Below are 17281 nucleotides of genomic sequence, written 5' to 3' on the forward strand. Positions count from 1 at the left end.
GTGTCCCCTCCTTACTTCATCATCATGGTCAGGTTGCCAGCAGTGATAATGACGGTAATGCTTAAAAAGAACATGAGCGACACGACAGCAAGTGCAGCAAAGATATAAAGCACACTTTTTGAAATGACATCAAGGCAGCTGATAATCGGTCCGCCTCCTAATGGCTGAAGAATGGCTGCGGCAAGCTTATATATAAGGGCTAGCGAGAGCACTTTGATCGCAGGGAAAGCGGCAATTGAAATGAGAATAGCAACGCCAACAAGTCCGACCGTATTTTTAAGTAATACAGAGGCACTGATGACGGTATCCGTCGCATCTGTAAACATTCTGCCAAGGACGGGGATGAAATTTCCGGTAATAAATTTGGCTGTACGAAGTGCGATACCATCCGTAACCGCAGCAGATGCACCTTGCACAGAAATGACGCCAAGAAAGACAGTTAAAAAAACGGCTAACCCGCCTATCGCCACATTTCTTAACAGCTGGGCAAGCTGGGTAACCTTGTATTGTTCAGTCAGCGTACTGACAATGCTCAATATCGCTGATAAAAAAATAAGCGGAAGAACGACATATTGAATAAAAACGCCGCTCGTATTCATTAAAAATAAAATAACAGGATGAAAGAATCCGGCTGAGACAAGCCCGCCTGATGAAGCAATCAGTGCTAATAACAGAGGAATAAGAGCAAGAATAAAACTGGTCATCGTTTGAATCGCTTCTGTTGCATAAGAAATCGCCACATGAAAGCTGTTGAGTGCAATAATGATCAGCACCATATAAACTAGTGCGTATGCGACTTTACTGACAGTGCTTTGTTCAAATGCATTCTGCAAAAGCTGTAAAAGCGAACAAAAGATGGTGAGTAAAATCAGTGTACCAAGGAGCTTTCCGTTTGCGATGACCTCGTGAAAAAGATAATGAACAAAGGCTTTCAGCCATGTCTGGGGAGACAGCTCTTTATCGCCATCAATCATTTCCTTCACTGTTCCTTTTTGGCTTTCTGGCAGAAAGCCGCCATACTCGTCCAATATGGTTTCCCAAAAGTCACTAATGGAATGAAGCTCAAGTGCATCAGCCTGTCCAGTTGCCACTTCTTCTGCTGCTGGTGCTTCATTTGATAACGGCTCTTTTTCTTCTGCACCTGCGTGCGGAGCGAACAGCCAGAAGAAAAGCATCAGTCCCATAACAGCTGTCACCCGTTTCATTGTCATCACCTCTTTTCAATTAAGTCATGGACGGGATCATACCTAAGATGGTCTCAATGATGACTGTTAAAATGGGGACTGCCATGACCAAGATGAGAATTTTGCCGCCAAGCTCTATTTTTGATGCAATGGCGCCTTGTCCAGCATCTTTTGTCAGCTGGGCGCCGAATTCCGCAATATAGGCAATGCCGATAATTTTTAAAATGGTTTCAACATACTTCATATTGACGCCGGCACTTGCCGCAATTTTTTCTATCATCGAGATAATGGCATAGATTTGATCTATTAAATAAAGAAAGATCACACACCCTGTAAATACAACAAGCATAAAGGCGAAGGTTGGCTTTTGTTCTTTGACGATTAAGGCTAAAAAAGTAGCGATTAAACCAAGTCCAACAATTTGTATAATGTCGATTTGTAAGCCCTCCCCTATCCTTGAAATAGAAATACGGCTTTAATCTTTTTAAACAAATCATCTACAATGGTTGCCACCATAAACAAAATGTAGATAAACCCAAGCAGCGTGACCCACTGAGCGTACTCCTTTTTCCCCATTTGATCTAAAATCGTATGGAGGAATGCCACAACGATGCCTACTCCCGCAATTTGAAAAATGACATTTACATCAACGCCCATGCTCTCGACTCCCTTCCTCTCACATCAATAAAAGAATCAGTAGTAATCCGCTTAAAAATCCGAGGCTTCTGACCATTTTTTCATTTTTGGCTTGGGCGATTTCAGCTTCCTTCTCCTCCGATTCCAAATGACCTAAAGCAAGCTTGATATATTTTTGCTGAGACGTGACATCATGCTGGCCAAGTGTTTCTCCAAAGTGCTTCAGTGCCTCATATTCGCCTTTTTTTAAGACGGTTTTTTTCCAAACATCCTCAAGACTCTCATTCCATGCATGCCGTGCGGAAAAGGTTCCGACTTTCAGCTTTTCTGCAAATTGTTCAAATAACCGATTCACAGGAGGACCTACTTGCGACGCAATTTGCTCTGCTGCACGCGCTAGCGGTGTTTGACCATACATAATTTCAGCTTCAAGAGACTGGAGCGCAAACCGGAGCTGCCGAATTTGTTTCGGCCGGTCGCTATATCGTTTGGCAAACTCGAACCCTCCCCAAGTCGTAGCCGCGACAATCAAGATAGCGCCAATGAGCTTTAACATACGTCCACTCCCCGCCTCCATTTCATCTCTTTTCCGCCTTGGTCATATATCCGCCCGATCGTGCCGGGACCGTCCTTGCGATTTAATTCAACATAACGTTCAAACACTCGAAGCTCCCATAACGGCTTCAATGATGGACGTTTATACACATTTTCAAGTGAATAGCCATGAACGGAAACGATAATGGTGACTCCGGCATGAATCGCTTCTAAAAGTGCCTGCACATCCTCGCTTTTTCCGATTTCATCGACGATCATGACCTCTGGACTCATAGACCGAATCATCATCATCAAGCCCTCAGCCTTTGGACATGCATCGAGCACGTCAACCCGGTGTCCAAACTGGTGCTGCGGCACCCCTCTTATACACCCAGCGATTTCTGAACGCTCATCTATAATGCCTGTTTTTTTAGGAGGAATTGCTTTTGTGCCTGTACTAGCCAGTCTTGCTATATCCCGCAACAATGTCGTTTTCCCTGTTTGCGGTGGACCGATGATCAGTGTATTGCACCAGTGCTCGTCATATAAATAGGGAAGAAAGGGAAGCGCAATCCCGACTTTTTCTTTTGCGATGCGGATATTAAAAGAAGAGATATCTCTTAATCCTTTGACAATGCCGTTTTCAACGATCACCTTTCCTGCAAGTCCCACCCGGTGTCCACCTGAAATGGTGATGTAGCCTTGCTTTAGCTCTTCTTCAAGTGTGTACATACTATAATTGCTCAGCCTGCCTAATAGCTGAGACGCATCTTCTCCTGTTGTGTGATAAGAAAGAAAGCGCGGTTTTCCTCTTTGCATTAATTCAATAGGACGATCCGTGCGAATGCGGATTTCTTCTATTTGATCCCATTCTGCTTCTTTTAGCAGTCTAAGTTCTTGTCCAATCGAGTGCGGGAGAATATCCAACAAACTCCGCAACGAATTCCCCTCCTTTTTTTCTTCTCTAAAATGTATGATGGGAGACGTTAATTATGCCAAGCCGTTTTACTTATAGATCCCAACAAGAATAAATACGACACCAATGAAAATAAAGACGAGCTTGGCATAGGATAACTGCCCTGCGATTTGATAGATTCCAATCGTCATTGTGATAATAAAAATGAGCGGCCCAATGATCGCCAATATACTATTGATGACAACCGCTTTTCGAACGTCATTTGTGACTAAAATGAGGATGGCGGCCGTCAGTTCAATCGCTGCCGATAAAAACCTCATGCCTGCCATCGCAGCGACTGATGGATGTAGACCTGGGAGAAATTGTTTCATATAGAACCTCCAGCTTTTTTTACACTATATGCTTGTCTAGCTGGAAGTAGTCTTGTTTTTCAGGAAGGAAAAGAGATGAATGAGAGAATTGAGAGAAGGCCTGCCTTTTGGGGAGTCTTACATGTTTTACAATAAAAAAAGACTGTAAACACGAGGTTTACAGTCTTTCTTCATTTATTACGCTCTTGACACGTATGAACCGTCTGATGTATTAATGACTAGTTTATCTCCTTGGTTCACAAAGAAAGGAACGTTGACGATTAAACCAGTTTCTGTTTTTGCAGGTTTTGATCCGCCTGATGTTGTGTCGCCTTTAATACCAGGCTCTGTTTCTACTACTTCTAGTTCTACCGTGTTTGGAAGTTCTACTCCAAGTGTTTCAGCACCGTACATCACAATATGAACCGACATATTTTCTAGCAAATATTTCAGCTCATCTTTAATTTGTGTTTCACTTAGTTCAAGCTGCTCATAAGAACTTGTATCCATGAAGACATGCTGGTCGCCATTTGCATACAAGTATTGCATTGTTTTTGTTTCGATTTGAGCTTTCGCTACTTTTTCGCCTGCACGGAATGTTTTTTCTTGAATAGCACCAGTACGCAGGTTACGCAGTTTCGAACGAACAAACGCTGCGCCTTTCCCTGGCTTTACGTGTTGGAAATCCACTACACGCCAAATACCGCCGTCCACTTCAATTGTCAGGCCTGTACGAAAATCGTTTACTGAAATCATTTTGTCATCCTCCTACATTTCACCATCATAATATGATAAGTTCTTTCGGTGAGTGGGTCAATCGTTTATTGCCGTCAGCTGTCAGGACAATATCATCCTCAATTCTCACGCCGCCGACATCCGGTAAGTAAATTCCCGGCTCAACTGTCACGACCATTCCTTTTTCTAAGACGACCTCTGATCGTGAGGAAAGGCCTGGCGCTTCATGCACTTCCATCCCTAGCCCGTGGCCAGTTGAATGCCCGAAGTATTGACCATAGCCATACTTTTCAATGATGTCACGTGTGATGCGATCAGCTTCTTTTCCTGTTAAGCCAGGCTTGATTCTATCCACACCAGCGTTTTCTGCTTCTAATACGATATGATAAATTTCCTTTAGCTTATCGCTCGGTGTGCCAACAGCGATCGTTCTTGTCATATCAGAGCAATATCCTTTATAGTAAGCACCGAAATCGAGTGTGACTAAATCACCAGATTCAATCACCTTTTCACTCGCTCTTCCGTGCGGCAGGCTTGAACGAACACCTGAGGCGACAATCATATCGAATGAAGATCCTTCAGCGCCTTCTTTTCTCATGAAAAATTCAAGCTCGTTCATGACAGCAATTTCCGTCAAGCCCGGCTTGATGTAAGTGAGAATATGATCAAAGGCGTGATCTGCAATCTTCGCAGCTTCCTCTAATATCTTAATCTCTTCACTAGACTTAATCAAGCGCAACTTTTCAACTGATTCTGAGACCGGAACAAGCTCAATATCACCTGCTTTACCTGCATACTGCTGGTAAGTGGCAAATGTCATATGGTTTTGTTCAAACCCAAGGCGTTTGATCCCAAATTCCTTTGCCGTTTGAGCTGCGGTTTCTACGATGTTTCCTTTATGTTCAATAATGTCGAAGCCTTTTACTTGGTCCTTCGCTTGCTCTGTATAACGGAAATCCGTGATAAAAGCTGCCCGGTCCTTTGAAACAACGGCGAGACCGGCTGAGCCAGTAAAGCTGGTCATGTACTGTAAATTAAAGCTGCTCGTAATGACTAGACCATCGATCTCTAATTCAGATAAAAGTGTTCTTAACTTTTCGAGTTTCATGATACTGCTCCCCCTTCACTCACTAAATAACGAATCGCCAATTTATACCCTTCTAAACCAAGACCAACGATTTGCCCTTGGCATACTGGAGCAAGTACAGAATGATGGCGGAATTCCTCTCTCTTATGAACGTTTGAGATATGTACTTCAACGACGGATAAAGAAATACTTGCAATGGCATCTCTCAGGGCATAGCTGTAGTGTGTAAAAGCCCCCGGGTTAAACACGACTCCATCGTACTGGTCTTCTGCTTCGTGGAGCGCATCAATCAAATCTCCTTCGTGATTTGATTGAAAGAACGTTAACTGGATATTGGCTCTTTCTGCAAACTGGAACAAATCTGTCTCTAAATCTGTCAGCGTCTTACTTCCGTAAACAGCCGGCTCTCTTTTGCCAAGCCTATTTAAATTGGGCCCATTCAGTACAAGAAAATGAGGCATACAACCACTCCTTCACCCTAATTCAATCTATATCGAGATCTGTTTCTTTTTCCTTAGAAACCTTTCGTTTCCAAAAATATTTTATCATATGAATAGGTGATTTACACTTTATTCTGTCTTTTTCCCGAGTGCCCTCGCAAGCTTTTGACTCGTTAATTCATTATATTCAAACGAAATACTGTATCCGACAAACATGCCGTATAAAATATATAGGCAAAATGTCGTGACGATGGTGCTTTGCTGCAAATCCTGGACTTGCTTTACATCTGGGAAAATGGGATTAAATACGTAAAAAACGAGCAGCCATAAAAGCGCGCCATATATCAGCCCCATCCAATAGCCTTTGATCCGTTTCAAAAGCCCATAATAAATAAAGGCTGCTCCGATCGATAAAACCCCTAAAAGTACAATACTGATAAAAGTACCAAGTCCGCCCTTTTTCCACTCTCCGAGCACAAAAGGCTGAAGGAGCATATTGGGACTCACCTCTGAGAAATGAAACATATGGGTCAGAAACCCGATAAAGCCCCAAAAAACACCGCCAACAAAGCCTGTCGCAGCTGCTCTTGCCAACAGCGATGACGTTTGTACAGCCTGATTTTTTTCTTCTTGGTTTTTCTTTTCATCACGTTTCATTTGTGAACACCTCCAGCAAGTAGTATGTCCAAAATGTCATAAAAAAAAGGATTTCCATCCGTGAGTGTAAAATTTTTATAACAGGGTATACTGGCTAAAAAGAGGTAGATAGAATTCTAGTAGATAATCGACCTGTGCGCTAGTGATTTCCCCTCATTTCCTGTACAATAAAGGTATAAGGAAATGCATGTAAATTACAGGAAACAGGCAGGTTGATGAAATATGTCCAATCAAACAAAACCTCCAGCATATGGAGGGCAGGCAGTTGTCGAAGGTGTCATGTTCGGAGGTAAAAAGAACTATGTGACAGCGATTCGGCGTAAGGATCAGTCCATTGAGTTTTTAAAGCTTCCCCGGACCTCCAATAAACGAACCGCCTTTCTCAAGAAAATCCCCTTTGTCAGGGGTGTTGCTGCACTTGTTGAAGCAAGCGCAAATGGCAGTAAGCACTTGAACTTCTCCAGCGAGCGCTATGACTTAGATCCTTCAGAAGATCATACTCTTGAAAAAGAACAAAAAAGCTCGAAATTATCTATGATTTTCGGCATTGCTGTGATCGGAGTTCTCTCTCTTCTCTTTAGTAAATTTGTCTTTACCCTAGTACCTGTCTTTTTAGCTGAACTTGTGCGGCCCGTCTTTTCAGGGAATTTCGCACAAATCGCAGTGGAAACATTCTTTAAACTGGTCCTGTTATTAGGCTATATTTACTTTATTTCCATGACCCCTTTAATTAAAAGGGTATTTCAATATCATGGCGCAGAACATAAAGTCATAAACTGCTATGAACAGAATCTTGACATCACAGTGGAAAATGTCCAAAAACAATCACGGCTTCATTATCGATGCGGTAGCAGCTTTATTTTATTCACTGTCATTGTCGGAATGTTCGTCTATTTACTCGTACCGACAGATCCTTTATGGGTGAGAGTTCTGAATCGCTTGGCGCTCATTCCGGTTGTTCTCGGCATTTCATTTGAAGTGCTTCAGCTTACGAACAAACTCCGAGAAGTGCCTGTGCTGAAAGTGCTTGGCTATCCTGGCCTTTGGCTGCAATTGCTCACAACAAAAGAACCCTCTGACGATCAAGTCGAGGTAGCCATTGCAAGTTTTAATGAACTTCTTCGTTTAGAGGAAGCGTCTCTGAAACAAGCGTCAGATTCTGCTCATCAAGTGATCTAACTTATAAATCCGGTAAATTCCTTCGGAGGTGGACAGTTATGAATCGCCGAGTACATCCTGCTTTTACCATTATTTTCGCTTTAGGTGTTTTGGGATTTGTGTATTTACTCACAACGAATCCAGGCAGACTTTTTACAATGCTGCTATCAGTTGTGATCATTGGAGCGGTTATGTTTTTCCTATTTAGATGGCTGATGAATCGAAGAACTGGAACAGAAGGCAATCTTTATCGTAAAGCAGTCAAACAATCAAAACGTCGCTACCAGCAGCCTAAACCAAAAACGAAAAGCCAGATGAAAAATCGGGTCACTCATTTGCGAAGCGTGCCGACTGACCACAAGTCTAAGCCCGTCCTTCTCAAAAAGAAAAGCCAAACACAGTTAACTGTGATTGAAGGCAAGAAAAACAAAAAGAAGAATCGCGCTTTGTTTTAAAATGTCCAGCTTTTTAAAAATTGCTCGGCCTTCTGTCTGCCTAGATCGACGAGCGCCTTTTTCTTTTCTGTCATCAGCTGAAAATCAGTGGCAATGACGTGTTCTACTGGAATAAAAATAACATGACGTTCGTGTTTTGTGGCAATGTGTCTTTCGTCATGAGCACCACGCATCGTTTCAAAAAGAGCGCCAAACAGTTCAAACGCATTGCGGATGGAGTGTTGAGGGCGTTCTTTTTCGTTTGGGGTTAATGTGACACCGACGAATGGTCTTTTTTTCTCTTCGGCAAACAACCAAATTGGAAAATTGCTAAGCACGCCTCCATCCACAATGGTACAAATGCCTTTTGATGACTTTAGTTTGACAGGCTCGAAAAAATACGGCAGACTGCAACTCATCCGGATTGCCCTTGCAACAGAAAAGCGCTCTGGATTTAAGCCGTATGAAGGAAGGTCGTCTGGCAGAACGAGGATTTTCCCATTTGTTAAATCAGAGGCAACAATTTTCAGCGAATCTTTTTTGAGATCCCCAAATACGGTGACCCCCTTTCGTTTCAACACATCTGTCAGCCATTTTTCCAGCCGGTCGCCTTTGTACAGACCGAGACGCCAGTAAATGGAGACCCACCTAAGCATTTTAAACGGAATGAATTGACATCTCCTATCAAGCAAGTGATGTTCATCCATTTCATCTAAAAGCTCCCGAATCTCCTGACTTGTAAAGCCTGCTGCGATGAGTGAAGCAATGATCGCTCCAGCACTTGTACCAGCAAGGCGGACAAATTGATATCCTCTTGCTTCAAGCGCTTCATAGGCACCCGCAAGTGCTGCCCCTTTAATGCCTCCACCTGAGAACACACCATCTATCTTCATCAAGGAGCCCCCTTTGATATCACGCTATTAATAGTGTAAGAGCATATGCTTTCAATTAGAACTTTAATCAAAAAGGACACCCTCTGCATGGGTGTCCTTTTTCTTAAGATTCTTGATTTGTTTGTTCGTTTTTCTTTTGAATCGCTTTCAGCTGAACAGATCGCTCGTCGTTTTCTTCAAAGAATTGAACGAGATCGCCGATGCGGTCAATGCTGTTCCAGCTGAGATGATGTTCAATGCCTTCTACATCATCATAAATTTTCTCTTCGTCTACACCAATGATTCTTAAAAATTGCTCTAGCAGTTCATGTCTGTATACGAGACGTTTTCCAATTTTTTTGCCTTTCGGGGTTAAAATTAGACCACGATACTTCTCATAAATGAGGTATTCATCTTTATCTAGCTTCTGAACCATTTTTGTTACAGAGGAGGGATGGACAGCGAGTGCTTCTGCAATATCAGAGACTCTGGCATATCCTTTTTCTTCTATCAGCATATATATTTGTTCAATGTAATCTTCCATACTAGGTGTAGTCATAAAACCCCTCCATAATGCACCTTTACTTAATAATCATAACAATTCTACACCATCGCCCTTTAAAAAACAAGGAGTGTCCTTTGTCCTAACGCTTGTAATTCCACTCGTCTGAGGCATATTTCGTTTTGGCAAGATGGTGGACAAATGCTAACTCTTCATCTGTCAGCTCATAAGGCACAAGCTCAATATTTAATCCTTTTTCAAATCCTCGTTTAAACGCCACACGCGCATCGTCTATTGTACAAGTTCGGTTTGAGATTTCATTGATGGCGACCGCTTTGTTTTTAAAGCTTCTCTGCATCCGCTCTCTCACACGGTCGTTAGGATAAAGAAATAAATCGAACAGTTTGTCCTCATCAAGGTCAATTAAGATGGAGCCGTGCTGGAGGATCACTCCTTTTTGTCTCGTTTGAGCACTGCCTGCTACCTTTCTGCCTTCTACGACAAGCTCGTACCAGGAAGGGGCATCAAAGCATACAGACGATCTTGGATTTTTTAAGCTTTCTTTTTCTTTATCTGTTCGAGGAATGGCAAAATACGCATCGAGTCCCAGTTCTTTAAAGCCCTCTAAAATGCCTTCTGAAATGACGCGGTACGCCTCTGTCACCGTCGCCGGCATTTCTGGATGTTCCTCTGACACAATCACGCTGTAGGTCAGCTCCTGATCATGAAGAACCCCACGCCCTCCAGTTGGTCTGCGGACAAACCCAAGGCCATAGCGCTCGACTGCTTCCATGTTAATTTCTTTTTCAACATGCTGAAAATACCCAACAGACAATGTCGCAGGATTCCATCCATAAAAGCGGATGACAGGCGGGATCAGCTTCTCACTATGCCAATAAAGCAAGGCTTCATCCATTGCCATGTTGAAGGCAGGGTCTTGATTTCCTGTATCAATGAAACACCATTTCTCTTTTTGCATATAAAAATCCCTTCTCTTTTACGTAGTCAATGTTAGATGATGGTCATGACCACCGATATTCTCTCTCCATCAGTCTATCAAATAGGGAACGAATTGAAAATAATTCTTACCATTTATGATGACAAGTTTCTTTTGCTTTACTATAATAGTATTTGTCTAAAACGTACCATCAGACAGGCCACTGTGCTGATGCTCAAGAAGGAGTCGAGTTGTATTGTCAATGTTCAACTATATCGTCCTCTCACTTTGTGGACTTTTCGTTCTTTATTCTGTCGGCAGCTACATTTATCAGCAGCGTATTATGAAAACGCTGACGGAAGAAGAATTTATTAAAGGTTACCGCAAAGCTCAACTCATTGATGTGAGAGAGCCAAATGAGTTTGATGGCGGACATATTTTAGGGGCAAGAAACATCCCCCTTTCCCAGCTAAAGCAGCGCAAAAATGAAATTCGTCCTGACAAGCCTGTTTATCTTTATTGCCAAAACAATTTGAGAAGCGGAAAAGCAGCGCAAACGTTACGTAAAAACGGCTGTCGTGAGATTTATAATTTAAAAGGCGGCTTTAAAAAATGGGGCGGCCGCATTAAAACGAAGAACTAACAAAAAAGACTCTGGGAGCATGATCCCCCTGAGTCTTTTTTCTTTATCTTTCAAAAACGAGAACTGGATTCCGGGCAGCCTTTGTTTCGTCCATTCGTTTGACGACCGTTGTATGCGGCGCTTCCTGCACGACTTCTGGATTCTCTTCCGCTTCTTTTGCAATCTGAATCATCGCTTCGATAAAGGCATCAAGTGTTTCTTTTGATTCTGTTTCAGTTGGTTCAATCATGATGCATTCCTCTACATTGAGCGGGAAGTAGATCGTTGGCGGATGATAGCCAAAATCAAGTAATCGCTTGGCAATATCCAGTGTGCGCACACCTAATTTTTTCTGACGTTTACCTGAAAGGACAAATTCATGCTTACAGTGACGGTCAAATGGCAAATCGAAATGAGTACTTAAGCGGCGCATCATATAGTTCGCATTTAATACGGCATTATCAGTGACAGCCTTTAAGCCGTCTGGACCCATAGAGCGAATATACGCATATGCTCTGACGTTAATGCCGAAGTTACCATAGAACGGCTTCACGCGGCCAATTGATTCTGGTCGATCATCATCGAAGTAAAAGCGGCCTTCTTTCTTCACAAGCACCGGCTTTGGCAAGTACGGAATCAAATCCTTTTTTACGCCTACAGGACCTGAACCAGGGCCTCCGCCTCCATGTGGACCTGTAAAGGTTTTATGAAGATTTAAGTGAACGACATCAAATCCCATATCCCCCGGTCTTGCTCTGCTCAAAACGGCATTCAAGTTCGCTCCATCATAATAAAGCTTGCCACCAGCTCCGTGAACGACTTCAGCCATTTCTAAAATATTTTCTTCGAATAGGCCGAGTGTATTCGGATTCGTCAGCATTAAAGCCGCAGTTTCTTCATTGACAACACGGCGCAGGTCCTCTAAATCAACAAGCCCATTCTCATCAGATGCGACGGTAATGGTTTCAAACCCAGCCACTGTCGCAGATGCTGGGTTCGTTCCATGAGCAGAATCCGGCACAATGACTTTTGTTCGTTTATGATCTCCTCTTGCTTCATGGTACGCACGGATCATCATGAGTCCTGTCCATTCCCCGTGTGCTCCTGCCGCAGGCTGTAATGTCACAGCGTCCATCCCCGTAATTTCTTCAAGATGATCACCTAGATCATACAGCAATTCTAATGCTCCCTGCACAGTGTCTGCCTCTTGTAGTGGATGGACTTGCGCGAAGCCTGCAAGGCGTGCAACCTTTTCATTAATCTTTGGATTATATTTCATTGTACAAGAGCCAAGAGGATAAAATCCGGAATCGACCCCGTGATTACGTCTTGATAATGCTGTATAATGACGCATAATATCAAGCTCAGATACTTCAGGAAGCTCAGCATCATCATGACGGATATACGTGTCATCAAATAAAGCTGGGATCTCCTGTTCAGGTACATCTAAATCAGGCAGGCTATAACCAATTCTTCCCTCTTTGGATAATTCAAAAATAAGCGGCTGATCTTGTTTATTCATGGCGATCCCCCAATTCCTTCATGAACGTATCAATTTCTTCTTTCGTTCTTAGCTCTGTCACGGCGACAAGCATGTGATGTTGAAGCTCTGGGAAGTCTCTCCCTAAGTCATAGCCGCCGATGATTCCTTTTTCAAGCAATCGTTTATTGGCTTCTTTTACAGGTTCTTGTAATTTGATTACAAATTCATTGAAATGGGCCCCTTCTACATCAGCAAGCAGTCCATATGCTTTTGCCTGCGTCTTCGCATAGTGGGCTTTTTGTACGTTTTGATACGCAATGTCTTTGATGCCTGTTTTTCCGAGTGCTGTCATGGCAACGGAAGCGGCTAATGCATTTAATGCCTGATTCGAACAAATATTAGACGTCGCTTTATCTCTTCGAATATGCTGCTCACGCGCTTGAAGGGTTAGTACAAACCCACGAACACCATTTTCGTCTTCTGTCTGCCCAACTAAACGACCTGGCACTTTTCGCATCAACTTTTTCGTCACAGCAAAATATCCGCAATGCGGCCCGCCAAACGCTGCTGGAATACCAAACGGCTGCGCATCACCAACGACAATGTCTGCTCCAAGTTTTCCTGGCGGCGTCAGTAACCCGAGTGCAAGTGGATTACTAGAGACAACGAACAAACTTTTCCCTTGATGGGCAATAGGTTCAATGTCTTTTAACGGTTCGACGACACCAAAAAAGTTTGGATATTGCACAAGAACTGCTGCTGTATCTTCGCAGACAGCCTTTTCTAATGCTGCTAGGTCCGTCTGCCCTTTTTTCGCAGGCACTTCAACAACTTCGATGTGCTGTCCTTTGGCATATGTTTTTAGCACGGCTCTTGCTTCAGGGTGAACCGTTTCAGAAACAACCACTTTTTTCTTTTTTGTATGCCCAGCAGCTAGCATTGCCGCTTCAGCTAATGCTGTCCCGCCATCATACATCGAGGAGTTAGCAAGATCCATACCCGTCAGCTCAGCAATCATTGTTTGAAATTCAAAAATGGCTTGTAGTTCACCTTGCGAAATCTCCGGCTGATAAGGTGTGTATGCTGTATAAAATTCAGAACGTGAGATGACATGATCCACAATGACAGGCTGGTAATGATCATATACACCGGCACCAAGAAACGATGCATAGGAGACCGTATCTTTATTCTTTGCAGCTAATCGGGATAATTCCCTTACAAGCTCTGTTTCAGATGCGGCTGCTTTAATGTTGTATGCTCCTTTAAATCTCACTTTTTCTGGGATATCTGAAAAAAGCTCATCAATCGACTGAACGCCGATGACATCCAGCATTTCTTTTTGATCTTGCTCGGTTTGCGGCAAATACCTATGCTTCATCCTCTATTCCCCCTCGTTATTTGGCTCTTTTATAAAATGGTGTTGCGACGATTTTCGCTTTTAGACGTTTTTTGCGAACTTGTACTTCTATCTCTGTTCCAAGCTGCGCCTGAGAAGATTCAATTAAAGCAAGCCCGACATTTTTCTTTAATGTTGGGGACTGTGTGCCCGTTGTGACTACCCCAATCTGCTTTTCTCCTGAAAAGACCGGATAGTCTGTGCGCGGAATCCCTTTATCTATCATTTCAATGCCGACAAGCTTTCGCTTCGGCCCTTCTTCTTTTTGCTTCTTGAGCGCTTCCTTGCCAATAAAATTGGCTTCTTTATCCGTTTTGACAGCAAAGCCAATCCCGCCTTCTAATGGAGAGATATCCTTTGATAGCTCTTGCCCATAAAGCGGAAGTCTTGCTTCAAATCTCAAGGTGTCACGTGCACCGAGCCCGCACGGTATTAATCCTTTTGGTGCGCCTGCTTTTAATAAAGCCGACCAAATGTGGACCGCATCTTCTGACTGGCAATAGATTTCAAAGCCGTCTTCTCCTGTGTAGCCAGTTCTTGAAACAAGCACCTCTTTTTGAGCAACCTCAGCTCTTGATAAAAATGTAAATGGCTTGAGCGATGTCGCTTCTTCATCCGCCACATCTTTCATGATGTCAGCGGCAAGAGGTCCTTGAAGGGCTAGCAAGGCGATTTGATCAGAGACATTTTGGATCAATACGTCGTTCTCACCTTGATGCTGAAGCAGCCACTCCACATCTTTTTCAATATTTGATGCATTAATGACAAGCAAATAATCGTTCTTTTCTTTTTGGTAGACGAGCAGATCATCCACTGTCCCGCCATCTTCATAGCACATGGCTGTATATAGTGCCTTGCCGTCTGTCAGCTTAGACACATCATTGGTTAATAACCTTTGTAAAAAAGAAAGGGCATCTTGACCTTTGATTTCCACCTCACCCATGTGAGACACATCAAAAAGCCCTGCCTTTGTTCGAACAGCTTCGTGCTCTTCTTTAATGGAAGAAAATTGGACAGGTAATTCCCAGCCCCCGAAGTCAATGGTTTTTGCGCCAAACGTTTCATACGCATGAAAAAGCGGTGTTCGTTTCAACATCAATCGTTTCCCCCTTTTTTCTTTCAGTGCAGATCACAAGCTGAATTTTCAGAAAAAAATCACAGCAAAAAAGGACAGAGCGCTCCCTTTTATCAAAAAGAAGTCTCTGTCCTTGCACCTGAAAGTTTACAGCACAACATCATTGTGCGTTTTCCCCTTTGGTGGTTTGCTAAAAAAACGATGAGCAAACACTCTCCAGAGTTGCGTCCGGTAAGAGTACTTTTGCCTGAGAGATTCACTGAAACGATTCAGCTTGCTCCTTCGGCGCCTGCCAGTGCTAAATAACCGCCAAGTCTCTCCCCATACCATCATCCGCTCATATTCTTCACATTTATTGGACATACTATCAAAATGGGTGACTTATTTGCTAGATCACTTACCAACATCCTACCATTAGAAACGGATGAAGAGCAACAGAAAAATCATTAACATTTTTTAAACAACCATTCATTATCGTTCGCTTTTATTCAAATATCTAGTCTTTTCAAGACCTCTTAAAAAATGAAGCGTTTAAATACAGAACAATTTTATCCTCAACCTACTAGAAAGGCAGGCGACCACATTGAATATTCAAACGATTTTTGATCAGGAATGGGCAAGTGAATTTCAGCAGCGGCTTGCAGCAGACGGCCCCTGGGCGAACTGGGAAATGTACCGTTTAGCGACGCAGGTCCAAAAAGTCACAGCCATTGATTCATTTGAAGGACTGCAAGCTCCTGCCCATCTGCCTGCATTCACGCCTTTAAAACATCAGCTTGAAGTAGCCAGAAGAGTCGTAGAAGAGATGAACGGAAAAGCCATTTTAGCAGATGAAGTGGGACTTGGAAAAACCGTAGAAGCAGGACTTATTATCAAAGAATACATGATTCGTGGACTTGCCAAAAAAATTCTCATACTCGTCCCCGCCTCTCTCGTATCTCAATGGGTACAGGAGCTGCGGACGAAATTTTATATTGATGCTGTCGAACAAAAAAAGAGCTACGTGTGGGAGCAGTGTGACGTCGTGGTTTCCTCCATTGATACAGCCAAAAGACAGCCGCATCGAGACACTATTTTATCCATTGCCTACGATATGGTCATTATTGATGAAGCACACAAACTGAAAAACAATAAAACGAAAAACTATGAATTTGTGAGAAATCTAAATAAGAAATTCTGCTTGCTGCTGACAGCGACGCCTATCCAAAACCGTATTGGAGAAATATTTAATCTTGTCTCCCTTCTGAAGCCAGGTCACCTAGGGAATGAACATCAGTTTAAAGATGTCTTTGCCAAAAAGGATTTACAGTTAGAAGACCATGACCGTTTAAAACAGCTTGTGAATAAAGTGATGATTCGTAACCGAAGGCAAGACACGGGCATCGAGTGGACAAAACGGCATGTCAAAACGATTTCCATTGATTTCTCTCCGACGGAACAAGCATTATATGATGAAATCTGCAAGCTGAAAGAGAACCCGTCCTATACTAAACACATGTTTTCCATCATGACCTTGGAACGAGAATGCTGTTCAAGCCGCGAGGCGGTCTATATGACAATTAAAAAAATGCAGGAAGATGAAACACATATCCTTGGATCCTCTGCTATAGCGGAAATTATGGAGAAAATCAATCAAGTGCAGCAAAACACAAAGGCGCTTGAAGTCGTTAGGCTTATTCAACAGTTAAATGAAAAAGTCATTATTTTCACCGAATACCGCGCGACACAAATTTATTTACAATGGTTTCTTCAGCAAAATGGCATCAGCTCCGTTCCTTTTCGGGGCGGCTTTAAGCGGGGCAAAAAGGATTGGATGAAAGATTTATTTAGAGAACGGGCGCAAGTGTTAATTGCTACAGAAGCCGGCGGCGAAGGAATCAACCTTCAGTTTTGTAACCAAATCATCAACTACGATCTTCCGTGGAACCCGATGCGTTTAGAACAGCGGATTGGACGAATCCACCGCCTTGGACAAGAGCGAGATGTCCACATTTACAATATGGCAACTAACGGTACCGTTGAGGAACACATCTTAAAGCTTTTATATGAAAAAATTCAGCTGTTTGAAAACGTCATTGGCGATCTAGATGATATTTTAACGCGAATCGATATCAAAGATGCCGAATCAGAACTGCATCAGATTCTCTTTCAGCACGAATCAGACGGTGACATGAAAAAGAAATTAACTCAGTTTGCTTCCTATTTAACAGAAGCAAAAACACCGCTTTTAGAAAAAAGACAGCAAGGCTCATAAAGGAGAGTT

General features: G+C 42.9%; 20 protein-coding genes and 2 riboswitches. Of the genes, 4 read left to right on the top strand and 16 right to left on the bottom strand.

Annotation, left to right across the window (positions count from 1 at the left end; all coding sequences use genetic code 11):
- Positions 1–11: 11 nt before the first annotated feature.
- The 10 genes from spoIIIAE to MHH41_RS11100 form a co-directional block, all read right to left on the bottom strand.
- Positions 12–1205 (bottom strand): stage III sporulation protein AE, encoded by a 1194-nt coding sequence (gene spoIIIAE, locus MHH41_RS11055; RefSeq protein WP_003215689.1) that lies wholly within the window; start codon positions 1203–1205, stop codon positions 12–14.
- 19 nt (positions 1206–1224) lie between these two features.
- A complete protein-coding gene (gene spoIIIAD / locus MHH41_RS11060; RefSeq protein ID WP_095117840.1) occupies positions 1225–1638 on the bottom strand; it encodes a stage III sporulation protein AD in 414 nt (137 codons plus the stop codon).
- The gene (gene spoIIIAC, locus MHH41_RS11065; protein WP_003153142.1) at positions 1635–1841 is read right to left on the bottom strand and encodes a stage III sporulation protein AC; all 207 of its coding nucleotides are present in this window, start codon (positions 1839–1841) and stop codon (positions 1635–1637) included. Before spoIIIAC ends, spoIIIAD begins: the two co-directional genes overlap by 4 nt.
- 19 nt (positions 1842–1860) lie before the next feature.
- Positions 1861–2376 (bottom strand): stage III sporulation protein SpoIIIAB, encoded by a 516-nt coding sequence (gene spoIIIAB, locus MHH41_RS11070; protein WP_034661265.1) that lies wholly within the window; start codon positions 2374–2376, stop codon positions 1861–1863.
- Complete coding sequence (gene spoIIIAA, locus MHH41_RS11075; protein WP_340866336.1) at positions 2370–3293, bottom strand: stage III sporulation protein AA; 924 nt, start codon at positions 3291–3293, stop codon at positions 2370–2372. The genes spoIIIAB and spoIIIAA overlap by 7 nt, the downstream gene beginning before the upstream one ends.
- Before the next feature lie 66 nt (positions 3294–3359).
- Positions 3360–3641, bottom strand: a complete 282-nt coding sequence (locus MHH41_RS11080; RefSeq protein WP_050943774.1) for a YqhV family protein — start codon at positions 3639–3641, stop codon at positions 3360–3362.
- Positions 3642–3818: 177 nt separating this feature from the next.
- Positions 3819–4376, bottom strand: coding sequence for an elongation factor P (gene efp, locus MHH41_RS11085; protein WP_003215497.1), 558 nt, complete (start codon positions 4374–4376; stop codon positions 3819–3821).
- Positions 4377–4401: 25 nt separating this feature from the next.
- On the bottom strand, positions 4402–5466 hold the full coding sequence (locus MHH41_RS11090) for a M24 family metallopeptidase (protein WP_170966016.1): 1065 nt from the start codon (positions 5464–5466) through the stop codon (positions 4402–4404).
- Complete coding sequence (gene aroQ, locus MHH41_RS11095) at positions 5460–5903, bottom strand: type II 3-dehydroquinate dehydratase (RefSeq protein ID WP_003215787.1); 444 nt, start codon at positions 5901–5903, stop codon at positions 5460–5462. Before aroQ ends, MHH41_RS11090 begins: the two co-directional genes overlap by 7 nt.
- Before the next feature lie 108 nt (positions 5904–6011).
- Entirely contained in the window at positions 6012–6539 is a 528-nt protein-coding gene (locus MHH41_RS11100; RefSeq protein ID WP_003215963.1) for a YqhR family membrane protein, read from the bottom strand.
- Between the two features lie 222 nt (positions 6540–6761).
- Here MHH41_RS11100 and MHH41_RS11105 point away from each other — a divergent pair, with 222 nt between their 5' ends.
- Together MHH41_RS11105 and MHH41_RS11110 are read left to right on the top strand one after the other, a co-directional pair.
- Positions 6762–7718 carry a DUF1385 domain-containing protein gene (locus tag MHH41_RS11105; RefSeq protein ID WP_012010545.1) on the top strand — a complete coding sequence of 319 codons (957 nt, stop codon included), beginning with the start codon at positions 6762–6764 and terminating at the stop codon, positions 7716–7718.
- A gap of 38 nt (positions 7719–7756) precedes the next feature.
- The gene (locus MHH41_RS11110) at positions 7757–8152 is read left to right on the top strand and encodes an SA1362 family protein (protein WP_003215754.1); all 396 of its coding nucleotides are present in this window, start codon (positions 7757–7759) and stop codon (positions 8150–8152) included.
- Here the strand turns inward: MHH41_RS11110 and MHH41_RS11115 are convergent.
- The 3 genes from MHH41_RS11115 to MHH41_RS11125 all read right to left on the bottom strand — a co-directional run bounded on the left by MHH41_RS11115 (position 8149) and on the right by MHH41_RS11125 (position 10484).
- Positions 8149–9024, bottom strand: a complete 876-nt coding sequence (locus MHH41_RS11115) for a patatin-like phospholipase family protein (protein ID WP_003215585.1) — start codon at positions 9022–9024, stop codon at positions 8149–8151. The genes MHH41_RS11110 and MHH41_RS11115 overlap by 4 nt on opposite strands.
- A gap of 103 nt (positions 9025–9127) precedes the next feature.
- Positions 9128–9562 (bottom strand): transcriptional regulator MntR, encoded by a 435-nt coding sequence (gene mntR / locus MHH41_RS11120; RefSeq protein ID WP_003215946.1) that lies wholly within the window; start codon positions 9560–9562, stop codon positions 9128–9130.
- Between the two features lie 85 nt (positions 9563–9647).
- Positions 9648–10484: a lipoate--protein ligase family protein gene (locus tag MHH41_RS11125; protein ID WP_050943772.1), complete on the bottom strand. Its 837-nt coding sequence runs from the start codon at positions 10482–10484 to the stop codon at positions 9648–9650.
- A gap of 220 nt (positions 10485–10704) precedes the next feature.
- On the opposite strand from MHH41_RS11125, the gene MHH41_RS11130 reads away from it, so the two are divergent.
- Positions 10705–11085 carry a rhodanese-like domain-containing protein gene (locus tag MHH41_RS11130; protein WP_034620482.1) on the top strand — a complete coding sequence of 127 codons (381 nt, stop codon included), beginning with the start codon at positions 10705–10707 and terminating at the stop codon, positions 11083–11085.
- A 43-nt stretch (positions 11086–11128) separates the two neighbouring features.
- Here the strand turns inward: MHH41_RS11130 and gcvPB are convergent, their stop codons facing one another.
- The 3 genes from gcvPB to gcvT are packed head-to-tail and all read right to left on the bottom strand — an operon-like array spanning position 11129 to position 15039.
- Positions 11129–12586: an aminomethyl-transferring glycine dehydrogenase subunit GcvPB gene (gene gcvPB, locus MHH41_RS11135; protein WP_003216118.1), complete on the bottom strand. Its 1458-nt coding sequence runs from the start codon at positions 12584–12586 to the stop codon at positions 11129–11131.
- Positions 12579–13925, bottom strand: a complete 1347-nt coding sequence (gene gcvPA, locus MHH41_RS11140; protein ID WP_113387137.1) for an aminomethyl-transferring glycine dehydrogenase subunit GcvPA — start codon at positions 13923–13925, stop codon at positions 12579–12581. Before gcvPA ends, gcvPB begins: the two co-directional genes overlap by 8 nt.
- Before the next feature lie 16 nt (positions 13926–13941).
- Positions 13942–15039 (bottom strand): glycine cleavage system aminomethyltransferase GcvT, encoded by a 1098-nt coding sequence (gene gcvT, locus MHH41_RS11145; protein WP_340866343.1) that lies wholly within the window; start codon positions 15037–15039, stop codon positions 13942–13944.
- A 104-nt stretch (positions 15040–15143) separates the two neighbouring features.
- Positions 15144–15240, bottom strand: a riboswitch (glycine riboswitch).
- A gap of 3 nt (positions 15241–15243) precedes the next feature.
- A riboswitch (glycine riboswitch) is annotated at positions 15244–15351 on the bottom strand.
- Between the two features lie 250 nt (positions 15352–15601).
- Between gcvT and MHH41_RS11150 the strand changes: the two genes are divergently transcribed.
- On the top strand, positions 15602–17272 hold the full coding sequence (locus MHH41_RS11150) for a DEAD/DEAH box helicase (RefSeq protein ID WP_340866345.1): 1671 nt from the start codon (positions 15602–15604) through the stop codon (positions 17270–17272).
- Positions 17273–17281 lie beyond the last annotated feature (9 nt).

Origin of the sequence: Bacillus sp. FSL K6-1145 (assembly GCF_038003425.1) — a bacterium.
Taxonomy (GTDB): domain Bacteria; phylum Bacillota; class Bacilli; order Bacillales; family Bacillaceae; genus Bacillus; species Bacillus pumilus.